The organism is Acidithiobacillus sp. HP-2 (assembly GCF_015100155.1).
Classification (GTDB): Bacteria; Pseudomonadota; Gammaproteobacteria; order Acidithiobacillales; family Acidithiobacillaceae; genus Acidithiobacillus.
Map to the genome: position 1 here is coordinate 117,751 of NZ_JACKZA010000011.1, position 16,015 is coordinate 133,765.

At 55.4% G+C, this 16,015-nt stretch carries 20 protein-coding genes; 18 read left to right on the top strand and 2 right to left on the bottom strand.

Annotation, left to right across the window (positions count from 1 at the left end; all coding sequences use genetic code 11):
* Positions 1-12: 12 nt before the first annotated feature.
* The 18 genes from H7F11_RS10495 (at position 13) to H7F11_RS10580 (ending at position 14,993) form a co-directional block, all read left to right on the top strand.
* Positions 13-2,208 carry an LPS-assembly protein LptD gene (locus tag H7F11_RS10495; RefSeq protein WP_193651191.1) on the top strand — a complete coding sequence of 732 codons (2,196 nt, stop codon included), beginning with the start codon at positions 13-15 and terminating at the stop codon, positions 2,206-2,208.
* Positions 2,208-3,647 carry a peptidylprolyl isomerase gene (locus H7F11_RS10500; protein WP_193651190.1) on the top strand — a complete coding sequence of 480 codons (1,440 nt, stop codon included), beginning with the start codon at positions 2,208-2,210 and terminating at the stop codon, positions 3,645-3,647. Before H7F11_RS10495 ends, H7F11_RS10500 begins: the two co-directional genes overlap by 1 nt.
* A complete protein-coding gene (locus H7F11_RS10505; RefSeq protein ID WP_227485421.1) occupies positions 3,640-4,458 on the top strand; it encodes an ABC transporter permease in 819 nt (272 codons plus the stop codon). Before H7F11_RS10500 ends, H7F11_RS10505 begins: the two co-directional genes overlap by 8 nt.
* Before the next feature lie 87 nt (positions 4,459-4,545).
* Positions 4,546-4,788, top strand: a complete 243-nt coding sequence (locus H7F11_RS10510) for a BolA family protein (protein WP_227485422.1) — start codon at positions 4,546-4,548, stop codon at positions 4,786-4,788.
* 34 nt (positions 4,789-4,822) lie between these two features.
* Positions 4,823-5,146: a Grx4 family monothiol glutaredoxin gene (gene grxD / locus H7F11_RS10515; protein ID WP_010640654.1), complete on the top strand. Its 324-nt coding sequence runs from the start codon at positions 4,823-4,825 to the stop codon at positions 5,144-5,146.
* 19 nt (positions 5,147-5,165) lie between these two features.
* The gene (gene murA, locus H7F11_RS10520; protein WP_193651188.1) at positions 5,166-6,443 is read left to right on the top strand and encodes a UDP-N-acetylglucosamine 1-carboxyvinyltransferase; all 1,278 of its coding nucleotides are present in this window, start codon (positions 5,166-5,168) and stop codon (positions 6,441-6,443) included.
* Positions 6,440-7,087 carry an ATP phosphoribosyltransferase gene (gene hisG, locus H7F11_RS10525; RefSeq protein ID WP_193651187.1) on the top strand — a complete coding sequence of 216 codons (648 nt, stop codon included), beginning with the start codon at positions 6,440-6,442 and terminating at the stop codon, positions 7,085-7,087. The genes murA and hisG overlap by 4 nt, the downstream gene beginning before the upstream one ends.
* Entirely contained in the window at positions 7,084-8,385 is a 1,302-nt protein-coding gene (hisD, locus tag H7F11_RS10530; RefSeq protein WP_193651186.1) for a histidinol dehydrogenase, read from the top strand. The genes hisG and hisD overlap by 4 nt, the downstream gene beginning before the upstream one ends.
* Complete coding sequence (gene hisC / locus H7F11_RS10535) at positions 8,382-9,452, top strand: histidinol-phosphate transaminase (RefSeq protein WP_193651185.1); 1,071 nt, start codon at positions 8,382-8,384, stop codon at positions 9,450-9,452. The genes hisD and hisC overlap by 4 nt, the downstream gene beginning before the upstream one ends.
* Positions 9,449-10,048 (top strand): imidazoleglycerol-phosphate dehydratase HisB, encoded by a 600-nt coding sequence (hisB, locus tag H7F11_RS10540; RefSeq protein WP_142089209.1) that lies wholly within the window; start codon positions 9,449-9,451, stop codon positions 10,046-10,048. Before hisC ends, hisB begins: the two co-directional genes overlap by 4 nt.
* Positions 10,045-10,710: an imidazole glycerol phosphate synthase subunit HisH gene (hisH, locus tag H7F11_RS10545; protein ID WP_193651184.1), complete on the top strand. Its 666-nt coding sequence runs from the start codon at positions 10,045-10,047 to the stop codon at positions 10,708-10,710. The genes hisB and hisH overlap by 4 nt, the downstream gene beginning before the upstream one ends.
* A 39-nt stretch (positions 10,711-10,749) precedes the next feature.
* Positions 10,750-11,478: a 1-(5-phosphoribosyl)-5-[(5-phosphoribosylamino)methylideneamino]imidazole-4-carboxamide isomerase gene (gene hisA, locus H7F11_RS10550; protein ID WP_193651183.1), complete on the top strand. Its 729-nt coding sequence runs from the start codon at positions 10,750-10,752 to the stop codon at positions 11,476-11,478.
* Positions 11,479-11,482: 4 nt separating this feature from the next.
* Positions 11,483-12,244 carry an imidazole glycerol phosphate synthase subunit HisF gene (hisF, locus tag H7F11_RS10555; RefSeq protein ID WP_193651182.1) on the top strand — a complete coding sequence of 254 codons (762 nt, stop codon included), beginning with the start codon at positions 11,483-11,485 and terminating at the stop codon, positions 12,242-12,244.
* 77 nt (positions 12,245-12,321) lie between these two features.
* Positions 12,322-13,014: a bifunctional phosphoribosyl-AMP cyclohydrolase/phosphoribosyl-ATP diphosphatase HisIE gene (hisIE, locus tag H7F11_RS10560; protein WP_193651181.1), complete on the top strand. Its 693-nt coding sequence runs from the start codon at positions 12,322-12,324 to the stop codon at positions 13,012-13,014.
* Between the two features lie 75 nt (positions 13,015-13,089).
* A complete protein-coding gene (gene tatA, locus H7F11_RS10565) occupies positions 13,090-13,314 on the top strand; it encodes a Sec-independent protein translocase subunit TatA (protein WP_193651180.1) in 225 nt (74 codons plus the stop codon).
* A 6-nt stretch (positions 13,315-13,320) separates the two neighbouring features.
* Positions 13,321-13,719 carry a Sec-independent protein translocase protein TatB gene (gene tatB, locus H7F11_RS10570; RefSeq protein WP_193651179.1) on the top strand — a complete coding sequence of 133 codons (399 nt, stop codon included), beginning with the start codon at positions 13,321-13,323 and terminating at the stop codon, positions 13,717-13,719.
* A 128-nt stretch (positions 13,720-13,847) separates the two neighbouring features.
* Positions 13,848-14,675: a twin-arginine translocase subunit TatC gene (tatC, locus tag H7F11_RS10575; RefSeq protein ID WP_193651178.1), complete on the top strand. Its 828-nt coding sequence runs from the start codon at positions 13,848-13,850 to the stop codon at positions 14,673-14,675.
* Positions 14,676-14,759: 84 nt separating this feature from the next.
* Positions 14,760-14,993, top strand: a complete 234-nt coding sequence (locus tag H7F11_RS10580) for a hypothetical protein (protein WP_193651177.1) — start codon at positions 14,760-14,762, stop codon at positions 14,991-14,993.
* Positions 14,994-15,036: 43 nt separating this feature from the next.
* Here the strand turns inward: H7F11_RS10580 and H7F11_RS10585 are convergent, their stop codons facing one another.
* Complete coding sequence (locus H7F11_RS10585; protein ID WP_193651176.1) at positions 15,037-15,279, bottom strand: CopG family ribbon-helix-helix protein; 243 nt, start codon at positions 15,277-15,279, stop codon at positions 15,037-15,039.
* Between the two features lie 445 nt (positions 15,280-15,724).
* Positions 15,725-16,015: ATP-binding protein (locus H7F11_RS10590; protein WP_193658138.1), on the bottom strand; the 291-nt coding region annotated here is incomplete at its 5' end.

Sequence of the window (16,015 nt, forward strand, 5' to 3'; positions counted from 1 at the left end):
TTTTAGGCGCCTATGAAAAGCCCTCTTCAGCAGGTTCGCAAATTTCGACACGGAAAATCTCTTCCGTCCGGGCACGTTGCTTCTCCACGTCGCCGCATTTGCCTGGCCCTGCTGGCAGCATTGCTATACCCCGGCCTCGCCTGGGCTACGACTGTGGAAAAGCCGGTGACCCTGTATGCCGATCAAGTCAACGGAATGGGCAGTGGGCACTGGACGGCCAAGGGTAATGTCGAAGTACTTTATGGAGATCGGCGGGTTTACGCCGATACGGTGCATTACGACCAGGCCAAAGATGAAATTCTGGCTGATGGCCACGTGCGGATGGTGAGCCCCGGCATGGTCACAGCAGCCCCCCAGGCAACCATTCATCTCAAGGCCAACGAGGGGATAGTCGTACACCCCCGTTATCTGCTCGAAGCCGAGCAGGGACATGGTCATGCAGAAAGTGGTCGCGAGTTGAGCAAGGGTCACTATCAGCTCAATGAGGCTTGCTACACAACCTGCCACGGCAAGGTACCCGCCTGGCAACTGTGGAGCAGTCAGATCGACCTCAATCAGAACGACAACTATGTGACGACCAAAAATACTACGCTGAATGTATCCGGCCTTCCGGTATTCTGGATGCCCTATTTCAGTTTTCCGCTCAAGCGCCACTCCGGTTTTCTGGCCCCGGGCGTAGGTAGTTCCACCGTCAACGGCTTTTATCTGGGCATACCCTACTATTTCGACATTTCCCGCAACCTGGACGACACCTTTACCCTGAATTACTTCTCTCGGCGTGGTGTCATGCTGCAAAATGAATTTCGTTATCTCGAACCGAACTACAGCGGCAAGCTTTTTCTGGATTTGTTACCTTCGGACCAACTGACCCATAAAAATGTCTGGGCATTATCCTGGCAGCACAACCAGAATCTCGGCGATGGCTTCAGTTTCAACGTCAATTACAATCGTGTCAGTTACAAAAACTTTCTTTCCGATTTTGGCGGCACCGCAGGTTTCGGCAGCAGTTTTATTGGCGGTATTGGTAACGCCCCTTACATTACTTCGACTGGCGGCATTTATTACAACAATGCCCACATCAGTGCCGGTGCCGAATTACAGGGTTACCAGGAACTCGCGCCGGACAGCAGCGCGCCTTATGCCCAGTTGCCGCGCATTTATGCGGATGGCTACTGGCGGGTGGGACGCAGCGGCTACTTCAATTGGCATAGCAGCTTCAATTATTTTTCTGCTTCCACCGGACCCATTGGTCAGCGCCTGGATCTGACCCCCACTCTGGGATGGCGCTTCAGCCGGGGTTGGGGCTTCCTCGAACCCCAGGCTCGCCTCTACTACAGCCATTATCAAATTCAACGCAATACGCCTTATGCGCGCGCCATAAACCGCACCCTCCCCGCCCTGAGCCTGAAGGGTGGACTGAATTTTGTCCGCTATGGCAGCAATGGCAGCACGGCGCTCCTGCAACCGATTTTCAAATATACCTACATTCCCTTACAGGCCCAGAATGAAATTCCCAATTTTGACGCCAGCACGCCTTACCTGGATTTTCCCGGCATTTTTAGCGACAACGTACTGTATACCGGCAGCGACCGGATAAATGCTGCCAATCAAATTGCCTATGGGCTACGTGGTACCTGGCTGACCCCCATGGGCCGTCAGCTCTGGGAAGCAGCCGCCGGACAAATTCGCTATTTCAATCACGAACAGATCAATCTGGCTGGTGATATTGTTCCGCAGGCCACACAGTCCAATTATTTTTTCGAGGGACAATACGCCCCAATTGCCGACATGAACCTGCTCGCCAGCACCCAGGTCAACCCGCAGCATGGTCAGCTCGACCGCCTCAATCTGCGCGCCCAATGGCTGCCGGGACCCCAGCGGGTGATCAACCTCGATTACCGCTTTACCCGGGATTTCGTCGACCAAACCGGTGTTTCCGGTGCCTGGCCGGTGTTCCGGAACTGGCAGTTACTGGGGAGCTATCAGTATGATGTTACCGACAGCAAGCCTCTGGAGGAGCTGGTGGGGATCGGCTATGATGGTGGCTGCTGGGCAGCGCACATGATGGTATATCATCAGATTCTGCTTGGCGGGCAGTCCAATAATGCTGTTTATTTCGAGATCGTGTTGCGCGGCCTAACCAGCCTGGGCAATGCCTCAACCGGTTTGCTCAGCCAGTATGTGCCGGGCGCCAGTATGGAGTTTTGATGTCCTGCAAACGTCGTCCACTTGTTATTGCCCTGAGCCTACTGCTTGGAATCCTGCCCGTTGCGGGCTGGGCCAGCACGCCTTTCCTGAACCGGGATACCCTCCTGGCCCAGGCACCAGCGCCTGCTGTTGATTCTGCACCAGCAACGCATACTTATTCGGAAGACTCCGCACTGGCACCCATGAATGCGCCAATGCCCAGCAACGCGGTGAACCTGGATAAAATCGTAGCCATCGTCAACGACAATATCATCACCTCCATGCAACTGGAGCAACGCGTCAGCGCGGTGCGCGCCCATCTCCAGCAGAGTGATCCCAATGCCATGCCTGCGGATGACATTTTGCGCCGTCAGGTGCTGCAACAGATGATTTTGCAGGATATCGAATTACAAATGGCGCAACGCGCCAACATCAAAGTGGACAAAGGCATGCTGGATCAGGCCGTCAACAACCTGGCCCAGGCCAACCACATGACCGCTGACCAGTTACGTCAGGCATTGAGCAGTCAGGGACAATCCTGGGAAACCTTCACCAACGATCTCAAGGATCGCATTATTGTTGACCGACTCATGCAGCAGGAAGTGGAAAGCCGCGTCCATGTGGGTCCTGACGAAGTCAAAACCTTCGCTCATCAACTCAAGGACATGGGCGGAGTCAGCTTCAACCTGCAGCAGATATTCATCCCCATGCCCAACAACCCGACCCCCAACGCCATCAGCGCAGCCCGCCAACAGGCCACCGAGGTCCGGAATCACCTGATTGCCGGGGAAGACTTTTCACGTCTCGCAGCGCAGGTCAGCAGTGGTCGCGATGCCCTGCAGGGCGGCCGGATAGGCTGGGTGAAAGCCGGAGAGCTCCCCCCCTCGGTGTCTCAGGCCCTCATGTCTCTGAAAACCGGGGATATCAGCCAGGTCATCGCCGGACCCACCGGTTTCCACATTTTCAAGATCCTCGACAAAAAAGACGAACAACCCACCATCACTGAAGTCAAGGCAGCAGCCATCGTGCTCCGCGCTGGCAGTAGCCTGCAACTTCAGGAAGCAGAAGATCGCGCCCAGGATATTCAGACCGCCCTTCAGAATGGCAGCCGCTTCTCGGAACTGGCGCGGAACTACAGTCAGGATCCCAACACCGCTGCAAAAGGTGGAGAAATGGGCTGGATTACCCCGGGACAGCTGCCAGACACCCTCGAACGGACTTTGCTCACCTTGCAGCCCGGTGCCGTCAGCAGTCCCATTCGTGAAGGCGATGCGATTTACATCCTGCAGTCCCAGGGCCAGCGCCAGCAGCCCGTGGAAGAAAAACAGATCATGGCAGCAGCACGCATGCAGCTCTTTAACCGGATTGTCCGCGAGCGCATGGACGAATGGCAACATCGGATTCGCGACAGTGCCTATGTAGAAATTCTGGAACCCAATCTACGCGGCAACGATGCCTGAAATTCTGCATAGTACCCCGGCAACTGTCGCGAGCGTCAACCGGATTCAAGGCAGTCTGGCCCCAGCCTGGACCCTGTTTTACAAGGAAACCCTGCGTTTCGGTAAAGTCTGGTTGCAAACCATTGCCGCCCCGCTGATTACCACCATTCTCTATCTGGTGGTTTTCGGGCATGCTCTGGGCAGTCATATCACTGTGTATCCGGGCGTCAGTTATACGGCTTTCATTGTGCCCGGGTTGATGATGATGTCTGTGCTCCAAAATGCCTTCGCGAACAGCTCTTCCAGCCTGATTCAATCCAAGGTGACCGGAAATATTGTGTTTGTGCTGCTCAGCCCGCTCACGCCCACGGAAATTTTTACGGCCATGGTCGCCGCTTCGGTGTTCCGGGGTATTTTAGTGGGACTGGCCATTTTTGCCCTGGCGTTACTGTATCTGCACATTCCCGTGCTGCATCCCTTCTGGATTCTGGTTTTCGCCATCCTTGGTGCCAGCGGCATGGGTAGTCTGGGTTTGATAGCGGGCCTCTGGGCCGAAAAATTCGATCAGATCGCCGGTTTCCAGAATTTTGTCATCATGCCCCTGACTTTTCTGGCCGGTGTATTTTACTCGGTGCAATCCCTGCCGGGTATCTGGCGGCAGATTTCCCTGATTAACCCCTTTTTCTACATCATTGATGGTTTTCGCTACGGTTTTTTTGCCGATTCGGATGTCAGCGTCTGGGCCAGCCTGGGGGTCAGCCTGGCTTTTGCAATCATCACCGGCTTTTTTGCCTGGCGCCTGCTTGATCGGGGTTACAAGCTGCGCCAGTAATACAGCACGCCATGCGAAAATAGCCACTTTGAAAAGGGGATCACAAATCTCCTGTTATGGGATACAATGTTCCACATGAACGCCAACATGATCAAATCACTTATTCAGCAAGAACTCCCGGATGCCCTGGTAGAAGTACAGGGAGACGACGGTGCCCATTTTGAAGCACTGGTCATCTCGGCTACTTTTACCGGTTTGTCCCCTGTCAAACAACACCAGCGGGTTTATGCCGCTCTGGGTGAACGCATGCGTGAAGAAATTCATGCGCTTTCCCTGCGAACCCTCACCCCTGAACAGGCCGAGCAGATCCGTCATCCTGCCCAGCACTGAAACCATCCACGCCTGACACGTCACGAGGATTACCATGGCTACGATTCAAGAACTCATTCAGGAACAAGTTGAAAAACACCCTGTCGTGCTTTACATGAAGGGCAACCCCCGCGCGCCTCAGTGCGGATTCTCGGCGCGCGCCATACAATTGCTGCAGCAGTCGGGAGTGAAGGAATTGTTCACTGTGGATGTTCTCGCCGATCCCCAGATTCGCGACGGTATCAAGCAGTTTTCCAGCTGGCCGACCATTCCCCAGCTGTACATTCAAGGCGAATTTGTCGGTGGTTCCGACATCATGTCTGACCTCTACCAGCAGGGCGAACTCCAGAAGCTGGTGGAAAAAGCCCAAAACGCCTGAAAGGTTAGCATCGACCCTTATGGATAAACTGCTGCTGCGTGGTAATGGCCCCCTGCGTGGCGAACTACGGATTTCCGGGGCCAAAAATGCGGCGCTGCCCTGCCTCGCTGCCACCTTGCTGGCAAAAGAACCCGTACAGCTCCGTAATATCCCTCATCTCCGGGACATTACCACTACCCTGGAACTCCTCAGCACCCTCGGAGCCAGAGTCCTGGTGGACGGTCAACTCGGTATCGAAGTGGATCCCCGGCCGGTACACTCGCTGGTGGCTCCCTACGAACTGGTAAAAACCATGCGGGCATCCATTCTGGTGCTCGGCCCACTCCTCGCCCGCCATGGTTCTGCTGAAGTCAGCCTGCCGGGCGGCTGCGCTATTGGCAGTCGTCCCGTCAGTGTCCATCTGAGCGGTTTGCAGGCCCTGGGCGCGGAAATCACGGTGGAAAACGGCTTTGTCAAAGCCAGGGCGGCAAAACTCATCGGTACCCGGATTGTCATGGAAATTGTTTCTGTCACCGGCACCGAAAACCTGCTCATGGCCGCGACACTGGCCGAGGGGCACACCACGCTCGAAAACGCGGCCCGCGAGCCCGAAATTGTGGATCTTGCCCGCTGCCTGAATGCCATGGGCGCGCACATTTCCGGGGCGGGAACTTCGGTCATTGAGATAGAAGGCGTCAAAGAATTACATGGTGCCGAACACAGCGTGGTGGCTGATCGCATTGAAACCGGCACCTATCTGGTCGCCGCAGCCATGGCCGGGGGCGATGTCTGTCTCAAACGCACCGATGCCAGTCTTTTGGAAAGCGTCATCCTCAAATTACGCGAAGCCGGGGCAGAGGTGACAACCGGCGCTGATCTAATTCGCCTGCGCATGAAGCAGCGACCCAAGGCCGTGGATATTCGTACCGCCCCTTTTCCTGCCTTCCCAACGGACATGCAGGCGCAGTTTATGGCCCTAAACTGTATTGCCGAAGGCAGCGGCGTGATTACGGAAACGATTTTTGAAAATCGCTTCATGCATGTTTCCGAATTGCAGCGCCTCGGGGCGGAAATCACTGCCGATGGCAAAACTGCGGTAGTCCGGGGCGTTCCGAAGTTGCGCGGCGCACCGGTCATGGCCACCGATCTGCGTGCCTCTGCCTGCCTGGTTCTGGCTGGTCTGGTCGCTGAAGGGGAAACCCTGATCGACCGGATTTATCATCTTGATCGTGGCTACGAAGTCATTGAAGAAAAACTGGGCGCTCTTGGCGCGGATATTCGACGTATCAGCAATAGTGGTCTCAGGAGCACATCATGAATACCGGCATCACCATCGCCCTGTCCAAGGGCCGTATTCTTCAGGAAGCCATTCCGTTATTTGCCGGTGCGGGCATCGAACTGGCCGAAGATCCCGATGAATCGCGCAAACTCATCATTCCCAGCACCGATCCGCAAGTGCGTTTTCTGGTGATTCGTGCCAGCGATGTCCCCACCTATGTGACCTGGGGTGCTGCCGATGTTGGTATTGCCGGAAAAGATGTGCTGCTGGAACAGGAAGGACTGGATTTATATGAACCGCTGGATTTGCGCATTGGTCTATGTCGCATGTCCGTGGCAGAGCCTGCGGCGCTGGCCGCCACCGATGCCCCGCAACGCTGGGAGCGGGTGCGTATTGCCACCAAATACCCGCACATTACCCGGGAGTATTTTCATGGTCGCGGGGTACAGACCGAAATCATCAAATTATACGGCAGCATGGAGCTGGCGCCGCTGGTCGGACTGGCGGATCGCATTGTCGACCTGGTTTCCAGTGGTCGGACACTTCTGGAAAACGGCCTCGTCGAAGTCGAGGAAATCATGCCGATTTCCAGCCGCCTGGTAGTCAATCGTGCCGCCATGAAACTCAAGCGCCGCGCCATTGAACAGCTGATTACCCAACTGGAGGCACAGGTCCGCTCATGAATCGTCTCGACACCCGCGACCCCGATTTCACCCGACAGTTTCATGCCCTGCATGATTGGGATGCCAATCTGGATGATCAGATGGAAGGCCGGGTCAGGGAGATTGTCCATGCTGTGCGCGATCGGGGTGATGCCGCCTTACGGGAATTTACCGAACGCTTCGATGGTTTGAGCACAACTTCTGCAGCTGACCTGGAAATACCCCGGACGGCTCTGGAAAAGGCTTTAAACAGTCTCGAACCGTTGCAGCGTGCAGCTCTGGAAGAAGCCGCCCAACGTATTCGCGCCTATCACGAATATCAGCGTAGTGAGAGCTGGAGTTTCAGCGAAGCCAATGGCACCCGGCTCGGCCAACGCATTTTGCCCTTGTCCCGGGTAGGTATTTATGTGCCCGGAGGTAAGGCCGCCTACCCCAGTTCGGTGTTGATGAACGCCATTCCTGCCCACGTGGCCGGAGTTGAGGAGATCATCATGGTTGTCCCTACCCCCAAAGGTCAGGTGAACTCCTGGGTATTGGCCGCTGCCGCCATTGCCGGGGTGCATCGGGTGTTTTGCGTGGGTGGGGCCCAAGCCGTTGCGGCACTGGCTTATGGAACCGAAACCGTTCCTGCCGTCGACAAAATCGTCGGTCCCGGCAATATTTATGTCGCCACGGCCAAGCGTATGGTTTTTGGTCGGGTAGGCATCGACATGATTGCCGGCCCCAGCGAAATCCTGGTAATTAGTGATGGGTCTGCGCCTGCAGAATGGCTGGCCTGGGATCTTCTGTCTCAGGCAGAACACGATGAAATTGCCCAGAGTATTTTCATCAGTTGGGATGACGCTCACATTGACGCTGTAGTCACCGCCGTGGATCAGGCTCTGAGCGTGCTCGACCGCGCCCCCATCGCCAGTAAAAGCTGGGCGGATCGTGGGGCGGTCATCCGCGTGCGTGATCGTGCCGAAGCCTGCGAGGTCGCCAACAGGATTGCCGCAGAGCATCTGGAGCTGGCAGTAGCTGATCCGGAAAGCTGGCTGCCCGACATTCATAATGCGGGCGCCATATTCATGGGTATTCACAGCTGTGAGGCACTGGGTGATTATGTAGCGGGACCCAATCATGTTCTGCCCACCGGGGGCAGTGCCCGGTTTTCCTCGTCGCTGGGTGTTTATGATTTCGTCAAACGCAGCAGTCTCATTCAGGCCAGTGCGGCTGGCGCCAACACTCTGGGCCAGCTGGCCGAGCGTCTGGCTCTGGGTGAAGGGCTGACCGCCCATGCCCGTTCTGCAGCCTGTCGCGTCACGGACCGGCAAAAATGAATAGCCGGACGCTGATGGAAGTTCTGCTGCGCCCGGAACTGCTGGCCAGCAAAGCTTATGCAGTCGCGCCCAGCATCGGCCTGATCAAGCTGGATGCCATGGAAAATCCCTATGGGCTCCCCGATCTGCTGCGCCAAGCCTGGCTGGAAAGTCTGAGCGATGCCCCCATTAACCGATATCCTGATCCCCATCCTGACAGCCTGATTACTGCCCTCAAAAAGCATATCGGCCTGCCTGCGGGTATTGAACTCATGCTGGGCAACGGCTCCGATGAACTTATTCAGATTCTGGTGACCGCTGTGGCCGGAACAGGACGGCCGATCATGGCGGTTGATCCCAGTTTCGTCATGTATCGCCTGCTCGCCGAGCAACTGGGACTACCCTTCGCTGGCGTGCCCCTGGATGCGGAATTTCAGCTGGATTTGCCCGCCATGCTCTGGGCCATCGCCGAACACCAGCCCGCCATCGTGTTTCTTGACTGGCCCAACAACCCCAGCGGCAGCCTGTTCCCGGAAGCCGACCTGCTGGCCATCATCCAGGCGGCTCCCGGTCTGGTGGTGGTGGATGAAGCCTATCATGCCTTCAGTCAAACCACATTTGCCGGGCGACTCGGACAATATCCCAACCTGCTGCTGTTGCGGACGCTTTCCAAAGAAGGTCTGGCAGGACTCCGCCTCGGCATGCTGGCGGGGCCGTCCCCCTGGATTCAGGAACTGGACAAATTACGTCTGCCCTACAATATCAACATATTGACCCAGCGCAGCGCGGCCTTTTATCTCCAGCACAGTACCGTACTTGATGAACAGGCGGATATTCTGCGCGCCGAACGAGACAAAATGTTCAAGGCCATCTCCGCCATGGGTCTGGCAGTCTGGCCCAGTGCCGCCAATTTCCTGCTTTTTCATACGCCCGGAAAAGCGGCAGAAATTTACGCAGGTCTGAAAAACGGGGGGATATTGATCAAAGCCTTTACAGGCCACCCCCGTCTCGGCGACTATCTGCGGGTAAGTGTCGGCAAACCTGCCGAAAACAGCCGTTTTCTCTCCGTACTGGAGTCATTACTGTGAAGCCGCGCCAAGCTGAAGTCGAAAGAAACACTCTTGAAACCCAGATTCGCGTCCAGATCAATCTGGATGGCTCGGGACAGGCGGATCTGCATACCGGCCTTCCTTTTCTCGACCACATGATTCATCAGATTGTGCGTCACGGGCTTTTTGATCTGAGCATTCAGGCTCAGGGTGATCTCGACATTGATGCCCATCATACGGTCGAGGACATCGGCATCACGCTGGGTCAGGCTTTTGCCCGGGCAGTGGGAGACAAATCCGGCATCCAGCGCTATGGACATGCTTATGTGCCTCTGGACGAAGCCCTGTCGCGGGTGGTTGTGGATCTGTCCGGCCGTCCGGGTCTGGTGTTTGCCGTAGAATTCCCGCGTGCTCAGGTTGGCGGCTTTGACGTGGACCTTTTCCATGAGTTTTTTCAGGGATTCGTCAACCACGCCATGCTCACCCTGCATCTGGATGCCTTGCGCGGCCGTAATACCCACCACATTGCTGAAACCCTGTTCAAGGCCTGTGGTCGCGCCCTGCGCATGGCAGTCAGCCCCGACCCACGCATGGCCGGTAATATCCCCAGTACCAAAGGAACCTTGAGCCTATGAACGGTACCAGGGTGGGCATTATTGATTACGGGATGGGGAACCTCTATTCCGTAGCCAAGGCCGTGGAATACCTGGGCGGTAAAGCCGTTGTCAGTGATCAGGTGAGTGAACTGGCTACTACGGATCGCATTATTTTCCCCGGTGTTGGTGCCTTTGGGGATTGTATGGCGGCATTGGAAGCGCGCGAACTCAGCGATTTTGTCCGGGTGGCTGCCCAGACCCGCCCCTTTCTGGGCATCTGTCTGGGCATGCAGATGCTGATGGACAGCAGTGAAGAACATGGCGAACATGCGGGTCTTGGCCTCCTGCCAGGCCGCGTCATCCCCTTTCCCGAAGAAGCCCTGCACAGCACCGATGGTCATCGCCTGAAAATCCCGCATATGGGCTGGAATGAGTTGCATCAACTGGTGGATCACCCGCTGTTCGCCGGTGTTCCGCAAAATGCCCAATTTTATTTTGTGCATTCGTATTACGTGGAGCCTTCTGCCCCGGAAATCCTCGCGGCTTTCAGCGATTACGCTTTTCCCTTCTGTGCAGCAGTCGCGGCGGACAACCTTTTTGCCATGCAATGCCACCCGGAAAAAAGTGGCAGCGCCGGCCTGCGCCTGCTCGGCAATTTTCTTGCCTGGGATGGAGATTGCGGCTCCCAATGTGCCATCTGAGCTGATCTTGCTGAAAATTTTTTTACGGAGGATGTTGTCATGCTGTTGATTCCGGCCATCGACCTCAAAGGCGGCAGTTGTGTGCGCTTGCGCCAAGGACGGATGGAAGACCATACCATTTTTTCTGATGATCCCGTGGCCACAGCCCAGCGCTGGGTAGATGGTGGCGCAAAACGTCTGCATATTGTTGATCTGGATGGAGCCGTACAGGGTGAGCCGGTCAATGCCAAAGCCATCGCGGCCATTTGTGAACGTTTTCCAGACCTGGAAATTCAGGTTGGCGGTGGCATCCGCAGCGAAGAACAAATTGAAACCTACATCCAGGCGGGGGTGCGCTATGTCATTATCGGCACCCAGGCCGTCAAGGCGCCGGGCTTCGTCCGTGATGCAGCCGTCAGCTTCCCCGGCCACATCATGGTCGGCATTGACGCCCGGGATGGCAAGGTAGCCACCGAAGGCTGGTCCAAGCTTTCCCGCCACGATCCCGTGGATCTTGCCCAACATTTTGCTGCTGATGGCATTGAAGCCATTATTTACACTGATATCAGCCGCGACGGCATGTTGAGTGGACCCAATATACCCGCCACGGTAGCACTGGCGCAGGCCGTCCCGGTCCCGGTCATCGCCTCGGGAGGCATTGCCGACCTCGACCAGGTCCTGGCGCTCAAAACTCACGAAGGCGACGGAGTAATGGGTGCCATCACTGGACGGGCGATTTATGAAGGAACACTGGACTTTGCCAGTGCCCGCGCCCGGGCCGAGGCTTAGGGCCATGCTTTCCAGGCGCATCATACCCTGTCTGGATATTGACCATGGCCGCGTCGTCAAAGGGGTCCAGTTCGTCGCCCTGCGCGATGCCGGCGACCCGGTAGAAGTGGCCAAACGCTACAACGACGAAGGCGCTGACGAGCTGACTTTTCTCGATATTTCGGCCAGTTATGAACAAAGGGGCACCCTGGCAGAGGTGGTTTCGGCAGTTGCTGCCCAGGTATTCATCCCTCTGACCGTCGGTGGCGGGGTGCGCAGCGTCGAAGACATCCGCACCCTGCTGCTGGCAGGTGCGGACAAAGTCAGCATCAATAGTGCGGCCGTCAAGGAACCAGAACTGGTGCGTGCGGCGGCCCGGCGTTTTGGCAACTCCTGCATCGTGGTCGCTATTGATGCCAAACGCGTCGATGACCACTGGGAGGTATTCACCCATGGAGGCCGCCATTCCACGGGTCTCAACGCCATCACCTGGGCGCAGCAGATGGCGGACTATGGAGCCGGAGAAATCCTGCTGACCAGTATGGATCGGGACGGAACCGGCCTGGGATTTGATCTGGAGCTGACCCGCGCTGTCAGTGATGCGGTTCCGGTTCCGGTCATCGCTTCAGGTGGCGTCGGTGCCATTGAACATTTTGCCGAAGGCATTGTGCAGGGTCATGCCGACGCCGTGCTGGCCGCCAGCGTCTTTCATTTTGGGCAGTTTCGCATTGCCGAAGTCAAAGCCGAAATGGTCAAAGTGGGTATTCCCATTCGGGAAAGCATCTGAAAACGCCGGATGTGCATCCAGCATCAGGCATATTGCGTAATCAATAACGACACATACTTCGGGGGGTTATAGCGGCAATGGGTGATAACCAGTACAACGCTCTTCTGGCAGCCGTACGCTGGAATGCCGATGGCCTGGTTCCGGCCATTGCCCAGGATGCCCGCAGCGGCAGGGTCCTGATGCTCGCCTGGATGAATGCCGAAGCCTTAACAGCCACTTTGCAGGACGGGATGGGCACCTACTGGTCACGTTCCCGGCAAGCCCTCTGGCGCAAGGGCGAAAGCTCCGGCCATTTTCAGCATCTGGTCGATCTGCGCCTGGATTGTGACGGCGACACGCTGCTGATGCGGGTTATCCAGGAAGGGCCAGCCTGCCATACCGGCGAAGCCACCTGCTTTTTTCAGGGAGCACCCGGTGCCGAGGGCTGGCAGCACCTAACACCGCCTCCAGGCAGCATTCTCGACAGCCTGCAGAGTACCTTGCATCAACGTCGGCAGGCTGATCCCAGCCAGTCCTACGTCGCGCAACTGCTCCATGGCGGCCAGGACCGGATCCTGAAAAAAGTGGGCGAAGAAGCCACCGAATTTGTGCTGGCCTGCAAAAATCATGAGAAAAAACCGATTATTGCCGAGGCAGCCGACCTGCTGTTTCACCTGATGGTGGCTCTGGAGGAACAGGATTTGCATATCGATGATGTCCTCGCTGAACTGGCGAAACGCGAAGGAATTTCCGGCCTGGATGAAAAAGCTGCACGCCGTCCGCTGGCTTGACGCAACAGAATTTTTTTTCTATGGTCAAAGAGTTAGGTTGTAGCGCATAGCCCCTTCGGGGCAAGGAGAGCAGTGATGGGCGCTTTTAGTATCTGGCATCTGGTTATTATTTTATTGATTGTTGTAGCCCTGTTCGGCACCGCAAAGCTAAGAAATGTCGGCTCGGATCTGGGTTCTGCAATCAAAAGCTTCCGTTCTGCCGTCAAGGAAGAGGAAGAAGAGAAAAAGGATGCGAGCATCGGTCATACCATTGATGCCAGCGTTCAGCCCAGTAAAGAGCACGAAACCGTTAATCGTTGATCCTGCATGTTTGATTTCAGCTTTGGCGAACTGGCACTTCTGGGTATTATTGTTCTGCTGGTTGTCGGCCCGGAAAAAATGCCTGAAATGGCTCGAGCTGCAGGCAAGTGGTACGGTGCCATGCGCCGTACCATGAATGGTCTGCGTTCTGAAGTAGAGCAGCAGCTTTTGCTGGACGATTTGCGCAAGGAAGCAGACAAGTTAAGGGATTATGCCAGTGAGGAAATTTTACCGGGTGACATAACCGCTTCCGCGTCGCTTCGGGAAACCCGTGCCAATGAGCTTGCTTCCGAAGCATCCCCTCCACAAGAAAGCGGGCCAAGACAAACGGAACTCGACATTGATGTCGTTCCTTCGGCCATACATTCAGATGACCTGCCTGGACCAGAAGATCGCCTGCATTGATGACGGTTCCCTACTGCTGATGGAGTAGTTATTTTCACTTTTCCCTGTATGCCTTCTATCCCTCCATACTGCCTGGATGCTTGCACACACATTTTTTTATGTATTCCGCCTGAGGAAATTGCTTAAACATGGAGAAATTGGCGGAGAACACTTTTATTGGTCATTTGCTGGAACTGCGTCGCCGGGTACTGGTATCCGTCATCGCCATTTTTGTTGGTTTTCTCGTTTCCTATCCCTTTTCCAAAACCATTTATAATATTCTTGCTGCCCCCCTGATTGCAGTTCTGCCCAAAGGCAGTCACCTGATCTACACCAGCCTTCCTGAAGTATTTCTCACCTATGTGCAGCTGTCCCTGATTTCGGGGTTTGTGCTGGCACTACCTGTGGTACTTTATCAATTCTGGGCTTTTCTGGCTCCGGGCTTATATGAACACGAGCGCAAAGCATTTTTCCCCCTCATTTTCGCCTCGATATTTCTGTTTATTGGCGGAATGCTCTTTGCCTATTTTGTGGTGTTTCCCAATGCGTTTCGTTTTTTTACCAGTTTTTCCGGTTCAGATATCACCGCCATGCCGAAAGTGGACAGCTATTTGTCCCTGATCGTCAAGTTTTCCCTGGCCTTTGGTCTGGCTTTTCAAATTCCTATTTTGATTGTTGTTCTGGTACGCGTAGGTATTCTTCAGGTTGCGACCTTGCGGCGGAGTCGGCGCTATGCGTTTTTAGTCTGCGCCATCGCCTCAGCCGTCCTCAGCCCCCCCGATGTCATGTCCATGGTACTGCTCCTCATCCCCATGTATATGCTCTTCGAGCTGGGCCTGTTCTTTGCAGGACGCATCCGGACACGTCAGCCTGCCGAGGAAAATACAGAAGAAGATGAAACCCCTGATCGCAGTGCTGCCGACGAAATGGATGCGGCAGAGGAGAGTTTCCGGAAGAAGGATGACGGGGAACAGTAAACAGGAACTACTGCGAGGCATCGCATTGTCTTTTCTCTTTGTAGATTCCATAATTTAGAGTGAATCAGACATAGGGTGCGCGAAATGGAAGACAATTTGGTACTGGAACAACTCAGAAAAATCCGGGCTGAGCTGGATGCCGCCCGTGAGCGTGACCACGAAATCTTGGCGAGATTAGGCGGCATAGAGACAGGGCTTACCCGCATTGCCCGTGACGAAGCGGGTAATTATGCTGAAGTTATCCATGACCGACACAGTATTGACAGAATTCGGGAAAGATTGGACCGTATTGAACGTCGCCTGGAAATAGCTGACTAATGCCGCTTCATCACCAAGGTCACGCAAAGCGTTACGAAAAAACTTAATCTGCACGCGAAGCCCATTTATCGAACACAGCCGCAACCTCCTCTGTGCTGGAAAAATCTTCGGCATCTGCTTCTGCAAGCCCAACATGAATCTGGGGTGCCTGCCATTGCTCCCCTTCCAGGTACTCTTTGATGGCCTCCATAGCCAACCAGGACCGGCTACGTCCGGTCATTTCCGCCAACGATTCCAAATCATGCTGAACAGCTTCTGGCGCTCTGATAGTCAATACAGACGACATGATGCACCTCCGTGCTCAATGTATGACTAAGCATACATAAGATACGACGCAACATGAATGATGTCTGAAGTCCAATGGAACGAAAGCTTACGCGAAGCCTTAATATGCTTAAGTTGCATGAAAATAATATAAAAATCAAGTTGATAGACATACAATCTCGGAGTGATACCGATCGGGTTACCTCCGTGCAGGATACCCTGGATCATTTACGACAAACTAGAGCCATCCAATCTGGTGTCGGGCGCCCAGAACCACATGTTTCAATCCACGCCCGACTTATTAGCAGGGCGATATTATCCAATGAATAGAGCGCGTCCTCAAAATGGCAGTGCACTGCATCCCGCACCTGAGTGCGCATTCCGGCGATCGTGGGCAGTGATTCCGCTGATCGTGGGCACCCCCGAAAAGCGTACATTCTGGTCACCGCCATTTTATCCCCAGGTGGTCACGATGCGTCAACTTTAGGGGTGTCGCGTCCATCACGGTGACGACGCAGGGAGTCCCCCTTCAGCTCCAGTCGGTGAGCACTCTGCAGCAGTCGGTCCAGTACCGCATCGGCCACGGTAGGCTCGCCCAGATATTCGTGCCAATGATTCACCGGGAGCTGGCTGGTAATCAGCGTGGCCCTTTGGTTTACCCGGTCATCAATGATTTCCAGCAGGTCCCGAACATCCTCGGCATTCATAGGAGCAAGCCCCCAATCGTCCAGTATGAGTAGATCGACCKTGGCCAACGT

Coding starts and splice junctions, on each gene's coding strand:
- H7F11_RS10495 (WP_193651191.1), top strand. CDS start 13: ATGAAAAGCCCTCTTCAGCAGGTTCGCAAATTTCGACACGGAAAATCT.
- H7F11_RS10500 (WP_193651190.1), top strand. CDS start 2,208: ATGTCCTGCAAACGTCGTCCACTTGTTATTGCCCTGAGCCTACTGCTT.
- H7F11_RS10505 (WP_227485421.1), top strand. CDS start 3,640: ATGCCTGAAATTCTGCATAGTACCCCGGCAACTGTCGCGAGCGTCAAC.
- H7F11_RS10510 (WP_227485422.1), top strand. CDS start 4,546: ATGATCAAATCACTTATTCAGCAAGAACTCCCGGATGCCCTGGTAGAA.
- grxD (WP_010640654.1), top strand. CDS start 4,823: ATGGCTACGATTCAAGAACTCATTCAGGAACAAGTTGAAAAACACCCT.
- murA (WP_193651188.1), top strand. CDS start 5,166: ATGGATAAACTGCTGCTGCGTGGTAATGGCCCCCTGCGTGGCGAACTA.
- hisG (WP_193651187.1), top strand. CDS start 6,440: ATGAATACCGGCATCACCATCGCCCTGTCCAAGGGCCGTATTCTTCAG.
- hisD (WP_193651186.1), top strand. CDS start 7,084: ATGAATCGTCTCGACACCCGCGACCCCGATTTCACCCGACAGTTTCAT.
- hisC (WP_193651185.1), top strand. CDS start 8,382: ATGAATAGCCGGACGCTGATGGAAGTTCTGCTGCGCCCGGAACTGCTG.
- hisH (WP_193651184.1), top strand. CDS start 10,045: ATGAACGGTACCAGGGTGGGCATTATTGATTACGGGATGGGGAACCTC.
- hisA (WP_193651183.1), top strand. CDS start 10,750: ATGCTGTTGATTCCGGCCATCGACCTCAAAGGCGGCAGTTGTGTGCGC.
- hisF (WP_193651182.1), top strand. CDS start 11,483: ATGCTTTCCAGGCGCATCATACCCTGTCTGGATATTGACCATGGCCGC.
- hisIE (WP_193651181.1), top strand. CDS start 12,322: ATGGGTGATAACCAGTACAACGCTCTTCTGGCAGCCGTACGCTGGAAT.
- tatA (WP_193651180.1), top strand. CDS start 13,090: ATGGGCGCTTTTAGTATCTGGCATCTGGTTATTATTTTATTGATTGTT.
- tatB (WP_193651179.1), top strand. CDS start 13,321: ATGTTTGATTTCAGCTTTGGCGAACTGGCACTTCTGGGTATTATTGTT.
- tatC (WP_193651178.1), top strand. CDS start 13,848: ATGGAGAAATTGGCGGAGAACACTTTTATTGGTCATTTGCTGGAACTG.
- H7F11_RS10580 (WP_193651177.1), top strand. CDS start 14,760: ATGGAAGACAATTTGGTACTGGAACAACTCAGAAAAATCCGGGCTGAG.
- H7F11_RS10585 (WP_193651176.1), bottom strand. CDS start 15,279: ATGTCGTCTGTATTGACTATCAGAGCGCCAGAAGCTGTTCAGCATGAT.